The sequence below is a fragment of the Neobacillus bataviensis genome (assembly GCF_019969725.1).
Map to the genome: position 1 here is coordinate 258,121 of NZ_JAHXYW010000006.1, position 12,781 is coordinate 270,901.

The following is a 12,781-nucleotide window of genomic DNA, read 5'->3' on the forward strand; positions in this document are numbered from 1 at the left end:
ATAGACTTATAGGACACATAAAAAATCAGTATTTCCGCTATAAACTAATTACAATTATAATTCAATTAAATGAATATTCAATTTATTTTAAATTAATGGAGGAAAAAAAGTGAAAATAATATTAAACCTAGTAATAGTAGGTGCCATTCTTCTTATTTTTGGTTCCGACCATTCGGCCTTAGCAGCTTGTACCATAATGGGAGCAACTGGTACAGCGACCATAGGCAGGCGTGTGTTTTTGGCATCTACTAGTGATAACCCTTACCTCGAAGGTCCGAGAAAACCTGTATGTGTGACAATTCCAAAAGAGGGAGGATATAAATTCGTGCATACTCCCTGTCTTATTAAAGACACTTCCGGAGAACTGGTTAATATTGGTTCGGATAGAGGGATGAATGAAACAGGTTTTTCCTGGACTAGATCATGGGTCGTACCTAAAGAAATGGAAAATCCGTATAAACTAGATGCTGTTGATTGGTTTTTAAAAATGGGAGCAAAGATTTCGACGGTCGATGAAGCAATTAAATTTGTTAAAGAGAATCCAAAAGGAATCGGAGCCCAGGGTAATTACCTTTTTGCCGATATTAATGGGAACATGGCTGTTGTAGAAGTTGGCTATAAGACTGTTACAGTGGCAGAGAAATTCTCCATCAAAGACAATGGAATAGCAGCAAGAGCCAATAGGTGGGAAACGGATACGATGATACCACTCGATGATAGCAAAAGAGGAAATTCGATTCATTTTGATTCTTCCGAATTCCGTTATCATCGAGCTATGAAACTCTTAAAAGATAACGCATCCCAAATTGATTTAGAAACAATGAAAAAAATAATCAGTGATAGAACTCCTGATCCAGATGCACCGCACGAAAAGTCTATTTCCAATCACGGACTTCTAAGCGGGACAGTAAGTACCGAGATATATGATCCACTAAATCGTACTTTCTGGTATACATACGGCTGGCCGGATGGAGAAGTTGATAATGTCGATTCAGTTATCTTTGGTGAAAATAAAAACTCCTGGGGCAAATGGATTCCTTTTGTACTAACTGAACTAAATGAGGAGGGCTATTATACTGATTGGGCTGGGAACATCACTCCATTAGGGGCTAAATATTTAGGAAGGTAAATGTTTGATTTACCTTTATTTCACAAAATGAAAGCGCTCTATTTTTATCTAAAATTATTAGAATGCATGAATTAAAAGAATTACAGGAGGGATCTCATAATGAAAGAACCTAAAAAAATTGGAATGCTGACACCATCATCTAATACAGCTTTGGAGCCGATTTGCTCAAGAATACTGCATGATGTTCCGGAAGTAACTTGTCATTATAGCCGTTTCGAAGTGACGAAAATCTCACTTGAGCAGGATTCATTAAGCCAATTCAATATGGAACCAATGCTTCGAGCTGCAGAATTACTGGCACATGCCGAGGTGGATGTTATTGCATGGAACGGAACATCAGGCGGTTGGATTGGTTTTGATGTAGACCGGCAGCTTTGCGAAGAGATTACGAAAAGAACTGGAATCCCGGCAACAACTTCAATGTTATCTCAAATTAGAGCATTCAAAGAGCATGATATTAAATCAGTACATCTTGTAACTCCTTATATTCATGAAATTAATAGATTAATTGCTGAACAATATAAGAATTACTGTGGAATTGAAACTGTTAAAATTTCCGGACTCAATTTAACTCACAATCGTTCATTTAGTTTGGTACCGCAGGAAAGAATCGAAGAACAAATAAAGGAAGTAACAGTTTTATCCGCAGATGCTTTGAGTGTTGTTTGTACGAATTTTCCTCCAGTAGCTAAGGTTGAATATTATGAAGAAAAGTACAAACTGCCAATGTATGACACGATTAATGTGCTTATTTGGGAATGCTTAAAAATGGTAGATGTAGATCCATCCAAAGTAAAAGGTTGGGGAGAATTGTTTTCAAGGGCAACAGTAAACAAATAAATAGTAACAATGATGGTCAGTGATAATGAAACTCTCAAAATGAATTTGGAAATTAGTGTCGCTTTATAAAATAAAGGGGGATCTATTATGACAAATCCAGTACTTCAGCCAAATCAAGGAAGTCAAACAAAACAAGGATATGACTTTTCAGGTGTGGAAGAAAGTCTACGACCAAATAGACCTGAAAAAAGAATACTCAATCCACTGAGTTTCGCGCTGATGTTCGCAGGGGACGGTGTAAGTCTAGGTAATATGGCTATAGGAACGGGTTTAGTTGTTGCTGGAACCGCAACAATGAATTTGCTGCAAACTATAGTTTCATTACTTATTGCAACTACTATTATCGCTGGTGCTTTTCTTATTAATGACGGTTTTGGCTATCGTGCGGGAGTACCCTATGTAATTCATTTAAGAATGGCTTTTGGTATGAAGGGTGCCATTATTTCGTCAATAATGAGAGGTGTCCCTGCAATAATTTGGTATGGGTTTCAGTCGTGGATTGGAGCCACTGGATTAAGCGAGATCATAAAGATTGCAACTGGAGGAAAAATTGATAGTATACCTATCAGTTTTGTCATTCTTGTTCTCATCCAAATCGTTTTATCTTTAAAAGGTTTTCACACTATTAAGTGGATGAACTCACTGATCGCAATAATACTTATGTCAGCCTTTATTTATGCATTTGTAGTAGTTTTAAAAGACCATACTCCAGTAATTCATTCAACCTGGGTAGAAGCGAAAGGAACATGGGGAATCAAATTCTGGTCATTCACAATGGCATTCCTTGGGAACTACGCTGCGCTTTTCCTTAGTGCATCTGATTATTCACGTGAATTGAAAGAAGGAGTATCAGCTCCTAAGCGATTTCTTATGTATTTTACTCCGGTTACGGTCGCGTATCTTACGGTCATGAGTCTTGGAGTAATGCTTGCTTCTGCAACAGGTCTTGCCAACCCTGTTCAAGGGTTCGCAAAAATTGTAAACAATGATTATATTACTTTCTTCGTCTCCGTTTTCATCGTTCTAGGAGCAGTGGGTGTTAACTTGGTGGCAAACATTGTTCCGGCAGCATACATCATTCAATTGTTTACAAAAGTTAAATATAAAGTTTCAGTAGTTATTGCAGGCTTGCTTGCAATGGTATCCTTCCCTTGGAAATTGATTCAGCCAGGTTCATCAGATGGACTCCGAATCTTTATCCTAACGTATTCTGCATTTTTAGCACCAATCACGGCTATTTTAGTTGTAGATTATTTAATATTGCGCAAGCAAAAAGTGGAAATTAATGAATTGTACAATCCGCATGGTCAGTTTAGCGGGTTAAATATGGCTGCAGTTACCGCCATGATCATTGGCGCGGCTAGTGCATTTATCGTTGTTGATCTTGGTTGGCCAATTGGATTAATTGTAGGTGGCATCTCCTACTATTTGTTGAATAAATTTGGATTTAAACAATCAGTATTTAAAAAAGGAACCATTTTTGAAAAATAGACTTTAAGCTTAAAAGTTCAAGATGAATGTAAGTGGTGTACTAACCACTTACTTTTTTTTTGGAAATATTCTTTTAATTGATAAATTATTTGAAAATAGATAAAATTAAATGAAGTTACCTAATAAGCAACTTTAATAGTAAAGACATTAAAGAGGAGAATCAGTGTATCTAGAAAAGCAAACTCCTATTTTATAAATTATTACGATTGCAGGTTATGGTTCATTAAAATATATGTTTATGAAAGAGAGGGATTCCAATGGTGCAGTCAGTGGACAGAGCATTGACCATTATTAAACTAATTAGTGCCAGGAAAGAAGGAATAGGAGTAACTGAACTAGCTGAAAAACTGGAATTAAATAAAAGTTCTATTTTTCGTTTACTTGCAACGTTAGTGGAAAATGGTTTCATTGAACAAGACATGGAAACGAAGAAATATAAATTGGGCTATATTTACTTGGAGATCGCCAACAAGTTATTAGATTCGATTGATATTCGTAAGGAGGCGGCCTCTTATTTAAGGGAATTAGAAAGAATTTCAAATGAAGTGATACATTTAGTCATCTATTCACAAAAGGAAGCTGTCTACATTGAAAAACTAGAGGGGAGTGAAACTTTAAGAATGCACTCCCAGGTAGGCAAGCGTGCCCCCATGCATTGCACGAGTGCGGGCAAGGTCATACTTGCAAACTTGCCGGATAGTGAAGTAATCGAAATAATTAAGCAAAAGGGTTTACCAAGGCACACCGAAAATACGATCATAACTGCGGAAGAATTATTCGAAGCTCTCAAAACTATCAAAAACCAAGGCTTCGGAATTGAAAGAGAAGAAAATGAACCGGGAATTACTTGTATAGCGGCACCGATCTTCAATCATCTTGGCGATGTTACTGGAGCAGTAAGTATATCAGGTACTTCTATGAGGATGAATGAGGAGAAAATTGATTTGATAAAGAATAAACTTATTGAGGTCGGAATGAAAATCTCTGAGCGACTTGGATACAAAAAATAATGGAACTTAAGAAGAATCCATCATGAAGACATACTATCAAAGGTATGTCTTTTTATTTTTAGGCTGTGTTAAAGATATTTGTTGATTTTTTACCCCTGTTGATTGGAGTGGAGGGCGCGAGACTCCTGCGGGATATAGAGGTCACTGGAGACCCCGCAGGCGCCAAAGCGCCGAGGAGGCTCCAGGACCTCCCCGCGGAAAGCGAAGCGCCTGGAGCGGAAATCAACAGCCAAGTTTAATACAGCCAATTTTTATGAAAAAATAAAAATTATTGAAAAATTCGAAAATAAATATTGAAACTGTCTAGTAAAGATGTTATTTTTAGTTTAGAAAAAAATAAAGTAAAACACAGTTTCTCAATAAGCAACATCAGAAAGTGATGAATGGTTTTGATATAAAAAAAGAAAAAAGTATCGACAGACGACAGGATGGGTGAATGCTATGGATTCTTTCTCGATAGAAAAACCAGTGAGATATTATGATCAAGTCTATAATTCGATTAGAGAAAGGATTGTTCAAGGGGTATTAAAACCTGGTGATAGTGTATTTGAGGCTAGAATAGCAAGAGAATTAAATATTAGTCGCAGCCCGGTTAGAGAAGCAGTCCGCGCATTAGAAAAGGAAGGATTATTGGTTATTGATGAAAAATCAAGAATAACAGTTTATAAACCTTCCATGAAAGATATTGTGGATATATATGGATGCCGTATTGCCCTTGAATCATTAGCAGCGGGATTAACAACAAGGTACGCAACTAGTCAGGAAATAGCAGAAATTGAAAATACCGTTGTAAATGCAAAGAAGTATCTTAATATGGATGGTGAACAAAATAGGCTTGCCCTAATTGAGGAAAATAGCCGATTTCATGATCTGATTACAAAATATAGTCAAAATAGAAGGTTAATGAAACAACTTAGAGATTTAAAATCTTTAAGTCATTACTATAGAGTATTAAATTTCCAGGGTGAGAATCGAGAGTGGATTGTTTTTAACGAACATCAAGAAATCCTTGATCAAATTAAACGAAGAAATGAAGAAAATGCATCGTTAATGATGAAAAAGCATCTTGAAACGGACTTACTGCATTTAAGAGAGATTTTTGCCAAACAGCTAAATCCTAAAAAAACGGAATAGGTTCGGTTTTTCTAGGTTTACATACAAAATAGTTAACATTAGGAGGTGGATTCATTAACTGTCGACAGACGACAACAGAAGTTGCGGATAATCTACTATCGCCATTCGAAGGCACAAGAGTTACTGATGGTACTGTAAGCGGTACCATTGATCTGTAAGCTGTGTTTAAAATGCCAAACAAAAGTTACTTGCTAATTTAAAAACATCTTGTTAAGTCCCCAGGTGTGTTCCCCATTAATTGAAGGGGGTGATTCCTAAACATTGCTTTTTCTTTTGAGTGAAACACATCGAACATCTTTAAATTGAAAAAAGGGGGAATTTTTTTGGCAAAAGGTAACTTAAACCTAAATGTGGAAGAACCGCGTATTGAGTTAACTGCAAAGCCAACCAATATCCGTTGGCGAGTATTCTTTATGTTGCTAATGTTAGTTACCATTAACTATGTTGACCGAGCTGTATTATCTATCGCCATGCCAGCGATCCAAAAGGATTTAGGTTTAGATCCAGCTATCGTAGGACTCATTCTTAGCTCCTTCTTTTGGGGATATGCCCTCATGCAAATTCCATCAGGCTGGATTGCCGACAAATATCGCCCAGATAAAGTAGTATTTAGTGCTGCACTTGGATGGGGGATTGTCCAAGCATTGACAGGATTTATTTCAGGTGCGAAATCACTCTTGTTTCTTCGAGTTTTACTTGGGATTACAGAGGCCCCTGTTATGCCGGGATGTTCGAAATTACAAGCGATTTGGCTTAGTTCAAAGGAAAGGGGCCGTGGGGCCACCATTATTGATAGCGGTGCACCACTTGGAACCGCAGTCGGAGGTCCTATTATTGTTGCCTTTATGGCATGGTTCGGAGGCTGGCGCGGTGCATTGATTGGTGCCGGTATCCTTACCATTATCGTCGCATATTGGGTATGGAGAATTATTAAAGGTGGACCGAATAGCAATCCAAAAGTGAACGAAGCAGAACGCGAATATATTCGACAAGCACTCGAGGAGGAATACGAAGAACATAAGCGTAATGCTACTGGAATGAAAATTGGCCCAAAAGACTACTTGAAGGCCCGCAATTTCTGGTGTATGTGTCTGGGCTGGTTTTCGTTTAACACTGTTTTCTATGGATTAATGACATGGGGTCCATCCTATCTAGCTGCAACACAAAATTTGGATATTAAGTCCATTGGAGGATCCATTCTCATTATTTTCGGCTCTGGATTTGTCGGAGAACTTATTGGCGGATGGATTACAGACAAGTGGCGCGAAAAAGGCGGCAATTATAATACGGTTATGAGAACGATGTTATCCATAGCCGGGGTCATGACTGCACTGTCCATTTACTCCTTAAGTAAATCAACATCAGTAACAATGGCGATTATCACACTATCATTTGCGTTATTCTTCCTTCGTTGGGGCGGTTTGTATTGGAGTGTTCCTGCTGCCATCTCACAACGCGAACATATTGGTACAGTCGGTGGATGTATGAACTTCGCAGGAAATATTGCGGGTGTTATAACACCAATTTATGTCGGTCTTATTGTATCCACAACGGGATCCTATTTCTTGGCATTAATGGTGTTTGTCTTCGCAGGTCTTCTTTTGGCAACGGTTTCAAGTTTAATTAATTACAATAAAAAAATTGGCAGTACCATCAGCAGTGAAAAATAAAACATTGAATTTATTAGGAGGATTTAACATGAATGAACCTAAAAAAATAGGAATGCTTACTCCATCTTCTAACACGACTTTAGAGCCAATCTGCTCCAGAATGCTTTACAATGTACCGGAAGTAACTTGCCACTATGGACGCTTTGAGGTTACGAAAATTTCACTTGAACAAGATGCTTTAAGCCAATTTAATTTTGAGCCAATGCTTCAAGCTGCAGAATTGTTAGCACATGCTGAAGTGGATGTCATTGCATGGAATGGTACATCAGGCGGATGGCTGGGATTCGATGTAGACCGTGAGCTTTGTGAAGCCATTACCAAAAGAACAGGTATTCCGGCAACTACTTCCATGTTGTCTCAAGTAAGGGCGTTTAAAGAGCACAATATTAAATCGGTACACCTTGTCACTCCGTACATTTCTGAAATTAACGAACGAATTGCAGAACAATACAAAAAGCACTGTAATGTTGAAACAATTAATATTTCAGGACTTTCTCAAACACATAATCGTTCTTTCAGCCAAGTAACACAAGAAAGGATTGAAGAGCAAATCCAATCCGTAGCCATAACACCGGCAGATGCATTAAGTGTCGTATGTACAAATTTCCCTGCCGTAAACAAAGTAGAATACTACGAAGAAAAATATAACTTGCCAATGTATGACACCATTAATGTCCTTTTGTGGGAATGTTTAAAAATGGTAGATATAGATCCTAAAGTGGTAAAGGGATGGGGTAAAGTATTTTCAAGGGTAACGGTAAATAACTAATTCACTATAACGAGCATTCAACCTGTGGGGGGTTGTAATGCTCTCTTCATTTATATTTTTGAAAAAAAGGTATCTGCATGATGATTAACGTCATCGATGACGCTCCATACATTTTACAGGACAGAAGATTTGCTGTCCCAACCCTTTATGTATGCAATTGTCAATGTGCAGATGATCCTTATTATACCATACATGTATTTCATTTAATATCAGATACATAGCGGCTAGTATTGGAATCTTCCGCGAATTATCGTAAGGAGGCTTAGGTTGTGATCACTGTTACTTTTTACAAAGATGAACAACTTGTTTTAGGAGTCAAAACAAATAGGGGGATATTAGACACTGAAGCAGCATCCACAAGGTTTCCTTATATTAAAGATATACCAAAAACAGTACTTGAATTGATTACTGGTGGGGAACGTGCAAAACAAGGGCTGAAAAGGCTGGTTGAAAATTCCCAAATGGATGATGCGTTATTTTTAAAGGAAGATTCACTTAACTATGGACCTTGTGTACCTGAACCGCCAAAAATTATTTGTATCGGATTGAATTACAAAAAGCACGCCATCGAGTGTAATATGCCTTTTCCTCAGGTTCCGATTGTATTTAGTAAATTTAATAATACAATTAATGCCCATGGAAAAGAGGTTTTGATACCTAGTACATCTTCTGAAGTAGACTATGAGGCAGAATTAGCCATTGTTATTGGCCAACGGGCAAAAAATATTAAAACAGAGGCTGCACTGTCTATTGTGTATGGATATTGTGCTACAAATGATGTTTCTGCGCGTGATTTACAAAACAAAACTTCGCAGTGGCTCCTTGGGAAATCATGCGATGGATTCTGTCCAATTGGTCCCAACTTAGTTAGTAAAGAGGAAGTCGAAAATCCCAATAATTTAACGATTACCTTATCCGTTAATGGAGAAATTCGCCAGGATTCCAATTCTTCAGATATGATTTTTAATTGTGGTGAACTAGTGAGTTATGTTTCCCAACATATAACACTTCAACCAGGTGACATTATTTTAACGGGAACACCAGAAGGGGTTATTTTGGGGTATCCTGAAGACAAAAAGGTTTGGCTAAAAGATGGTGATGTAGTAACAATTGAAATTGAAAAACTCGGTAAATTAACAAATACTTTCAGACGAAAACAAAACAATGGAACCGTCCAAGGTGATGTTATGGAAGTAAGTGGAACCATTTAAGCGAAATAGGAAATAGAAATTGAAAAATGTGAAAATTTCTAAAAACATATTGAAAGTGATTGCTTTGAATGGTATGATTTTCTTAAATAAAATAACTTTGAAACAGCGTTTCTTAATAAGCAACACGAAATGATATATCGTTAAATTGTTTGGTTTTGGATCTTCGTATTGTGATTCAGCATTTACGTCATTGGAGAAAAGAAGTAGTCATTAAAATTGTTGCTTTTTTTTAAGTTATAATAGAAACGCTGTTTCGTAATAAGCAACATAGGGAGGGAATTAAATGGTGTTAGCACCAGATAGAAAAGAATTTTTAGTTGGCTTAGCAAAAAAAATTCGCCAGCACATTGTAAGAATGACACACCATGCAGGAAGCGGACATCCAGGAGGGTCATTATCTGCAACTGAATTACTGATGGATCTCTTTTTTGAGCACATGAATGTCGATCCTACTAATCCTGATTGGGAAGAACGCGATGTCTTCTTTTTATCAAAAGGACATTGTACTCCAGTTTACTACTCTGTTTTAGCAGAAAAAGGTTTTTTCCCAGTCGAAGAACTAATGACATTTAGAGATGTTGATGGACGCCTGCATGGTCATCCGTGCGGCGAACATATTCCGGGAGTGGATGCCTCATCAGGTTCACTTGGTCAAGGATTATCTTTAGCAAATGGTGTTGCCTTAGCTGCAAAGCTGGATGGTAAATCCAGACGCTCTTATGTCATGATTGGCGATGGTGAATCCCAAGAAGGTCAAGTATGGGAAGCAGCCATGACAACAGCCCACTTCAAGCTTGACAATGTTTGCGCCATTATCGACTGGAACAAAATCCAACTAGATGATTATGTTGAAAACGTTAAAGGAATGATGGATTTTGTTGCCAAGTGGGAAGCGTTTGGCTGGCATGTCATTGAAATTGATGGCCATGATTTAGAACAGGTACATGCTGCCTTTGAAGAAGCAAAAACGGCAAAAGGCAAGCCAACAGCGATCCTGGCTCACACGGTTAAAGGTAAAGGAATCTCATTTATGGAGAACACACATAAGTGGCATGGCTTAGCTCCAAATGACGAGGAATTAGAATTGGCATTAAAGGAGTTGGTATAAATGACCGTACAACAAAAAGCACCTCGTGAAGGATTTAGTGAAGCTCTAATTAGGCTTGGACATCAACATGAAGATTTAGTTGTTTTAGATGCAGACTGTGCAAAATCAAATCTTACTAATCTATTTAAAGATCAATTTCCAACGCGGTTCTTTAACGTAGGAATTTCCGAATGTGATTTGGTTGGAACTGCGGCAGGTTTAGCGATTGGCGGCAAAATTCCTTTTGCGAATGCCTATGCCAACTTCCTAACTGGCCGCGCTTTTGACCAAATGAGAATTTCCGTATGTTATTCCAATAACAATGTTAAGATTGTTGGTCATAATGCTGGTACATCAGCTGCCCAGGAAGGTGCCACCCATTTACCACTTGAAGATATTTCACTAATGCGTTCATTGCCAAGAATGACGGTGATCGTACCTGCTGATTCAGTTGAAATGGAAAAAGCGGTAGAAGCAGCTTATCACTTCGAGGGGCCGGTTTATTTACGGGTTGGCAAACTTCCAGTACCGATCGTTACAAAGAAAGAAGATCCATTCGAAATTGGCAAAGCGATTAAATACCGTGATGGCGACGACGTAACACTCATTAGTACAGGAATCATGCTGGATGAGACCTTTAAAGCAGCTGAACAGCTTTCTCAAAAAGGTATTCAGGCAGACGTGTTGCACATTCATACCATTAAACCAATCGATGTTGCAGCCATTGTTAAATCAGCGTCCAAAACAGGCCATGTTGTAACCGTAGAAGAACACTCCATTATTGGCGGTTTAGGAAGTGCTGTTGCTGAGGTGCTTGCTGAAAACCATCCAGTTCCACTTAAAAGAGTGGGTACACAAGACCGTTTTGGTGTATCCGGCAAAATGCATGAACTTCTTGACTTCTTCCAATTAAGAGCTTCAAGAATTGTCTCTGATGTTGAAGAGCTAGTCAATTCTGCTTTAGTGAAATAAGGGAGGGGGAAAACGTGACGATACTATTAGACACGATTTACCAAGAAATCCTTAGCAATGCCTCAACACAAAAAAGTGAAAATCCACTCCGAAAAAAAATTGCTGAAAAGCTTAAGCAATCCAATCATAAGTTTGTTGTTTTGGATGATGATCCTACAGGAGTACAAACCGTCCATGATGTTTATGTCATCACTGACTGGGATAAGAAATGGCTTCGAGAAGGATTAGCTGATGATCGAAATGTTCTCTATGTTTTAACCAATACAAGAAGCTATGACTCTGAAAAAGCAACAGCCATTAATACAGAAATTATTCAAAACTTGGTAGAGGTTTCAAAAGAACTAGATATTTCATTTTCAGTGATCAGCCGCGGTGATTCCACATTGCGAGGACACTACCCGTTAGAAATCTCTGTGATTGAGAAGGTCTTAACAGAAAAATTGAATTGGGAAGTTTCAGGACATTTGGTTATCCCTGCCTTCTTTGAAGGAAACCGATACACAGTCGAGAACACTCACTATTTATTAGAAGATAAGGTTCTTGTACCAGCCAATGAAACGGAATTTGCCAAGGATTCAGTATTCGGATACTCAACTGCAAATCTCCCTGACTATATCGTTGAAAAATCAGAAGGTTCCTATTCACTTCCAACCATCTTAACAATTACTTTAGAAGATATTCGTCAGGGTGGTGTGGATCAAGTCCTTTCGATTCTAAATAGAGCAGCCAATAATGCTCCAATAGTCGTCAATGCTGTTAACTATCAAGATTTGGATATTGTTTCTTTGGCTGTCTTAAAAGCAATCGACCAGGGTAAGCACTTCTTATTCAGAACGGCTGCTTCTTTCGTTAAATCAGTAGGCGGGTTTAATCATAAACCCTACCTTGAGGCAAAAGAAATGGTTAATGACCAATCGATTGAAGGTTATGGCGGATTACTTGTTGTTGGTTCCCATACGAAGAAAACAACCGATCAGCTTTCCGACTTAATATCTGAGGTCCATGTTAAATCAATCGAGGTTAATGTTGAAAAAATCCTATCTTCATTTGATCAGAAGGATGAGATTTTAAGAGTTTCTAGTTTACTAGAACAATCGATTGCAAATGGAGAAGATACGGTGGTTTATACAAGCCGAAGTGTGATTAAAGCAGCAAACAAAGAAGATAACTTGAAATATAGTCAAACCATTTCAAACACACTTGTTGAATTAGTCCATTTATTAAAATTAAGACCAAGATTCATAATGGCAAAGGGTGGAATCACTTCGAGTGATATCGCTACAAGCGGATTGGGAATTAAAAAAGCGAAGATCCTCGGACAGGCAGCAGCTGGTGTACCAGTCTTGCTTACAGGTGAAGAAGCTAGAATTAAGAATACAGCCTATATTGTCTTTCCAGGGAATGTTGGCCAGAAAAATACGATTACCGATATTTTTAAAAAAATAAATCAATTCACTCGTTAAAGGAG

The 12,781-nt window shown here is 38.0% G+C and carries 11 protein-coding genes; all 11 read left to right on the plus strand.

Annotated features, from left to right (window positions below):
• The first annotated feature begins 109 nt into the window (after nt 1-109).
• Nucleotides 110-1,129 (plus strand): carcinine hydrolase/isopenicillin-N N-acyltransferase family protein, encoded by a 1,020-nt coding sequence (locus LC455_RS31745; RefSeq protein WP_223592579.1) that lies wholly within the window; start codon nt 110-112, stop codon nt 1,127-1,129.
• A gap of 99 nt (nt 1,130-1,228) precedes the next feature.
• Nucleotides 1,229-1,969 (plus strand): maleate cis-trans isomerase family protein, encoded by a 741-nt coding sequence (locus LC455_RS17220; protein WP_223592581.1) that lies wholly within the window; start codon nt 1,229-1,231, stop codon nt 1,967-1,969.
• Nucleotides 1,970-2,056: 87 nt separating this feature from the next.
• Nucleotides 2,057-3,460, plus strand: a complete 1,404-nt coding sequence (locus LC455_RS17225) for an NCS1 family transporter (RefSeq protein ID WP_223592582.1) — start codon at nt 2,057-2,059, stop codon at nt 3,458-3,460.
• Between the two features lie 257 nt (nt 3,461-3,717).
• Nucleotides 3,718-4,470 carry an IclR family transcriptional regulator gene (locus LC455_RS17230; RefSeq protein WP_223592583.1) on the plus strand — a complete coding sequence of 251 codons (753 nt, stop codon included), beginning with the start codon at nt 3,718-3,720 and terminating at the stop codon, nt 4,468-4,470.
• A 441-nt stretch (nt 4,471-4,911) separates the two neighbouring features.
• Nucleotides 4,912-5,604, plus strand: coding sequence for a GntR family transcriptional regulator (locus LC455_RS17235; protein WP_223592584.1), 693 nt, complete (start codon nt 4,912-4,914; stop codon nt 5,602-5,604).
• A 323-nt stretch (nt 5,605-5,927) separates the two neighbouring features.
• Nucleotides 5,928-7,274 carry an MFS transporter gene (locus tag LC455_RS17240; protein WP_223592585.1) on the plus strand — a complete coding sequence of 449 codons (1,347 nt, stop codon included), beginning with the start codon at nt 5,928-5,930 and terminating at the stop codon, nt 7,272-7,274.
• Between the two features lie 28 nt (nt 7,275-7,302).
• Complete coding sequence (locus tag LC455_RS17245; protein ID WP_223592586.1) at nt 7,303-8,043, plus strand: maleate cis-trans isomerase family protein; 741 nt, start codon at nt 7,303-7,305, stop codon at nt 8,041-8,043.
• A gap of 269 nt (nt 8,044-8,312) precedes the next feature.
• Nucleotides 8,313-9,254, plus strand: a complete 942-nt coding sequence (locus tag LC455_RS17250) for a fumarylacetoacetate hydrolase family protein (protein WP_223592587.1) — start codon at nt 8,313-8,315, stop codon at nt 9,252-9,254.
• Nucleotides 9,255-9,537: 283 nt separating this feature from the next.
• On the plus strand, nt 9,538-10,362 hold the full coding sequence (locus LC455_RS17255) for a transketolase (RefSeq protein ID WP_223592589.1): 825 nt from the start codon (nt 9,538-9,540) through the stop codon (nt 10,360-10,362).
• Complete coding sequence (locus tag LC455_RS17260) at nt 10,363-11,313, plus strand: transketolase family protein (RefSeq protein WP_223592591.1); 951 nt, start codon at nt 10,363-10,365, stop codon at nt 11,311-11,313.
• A gap of 14 nt (nt 11,314-11,327) precedes the next feature.
• On the plus strand, nt 11,328-12,776 hold the full coding sequence (locus LC455_RS17265) for a four-carbon acid sugar kinase family protein (RefSeq protein ID WP_223592593.1): 1,449 nt from the start codon (nt 11,328-11,330) through the stop codon (nt 12,774-12,776).
• The last annotated feature ends 5 nt before the right edge of the window (nt 12,777-12,781 follow it).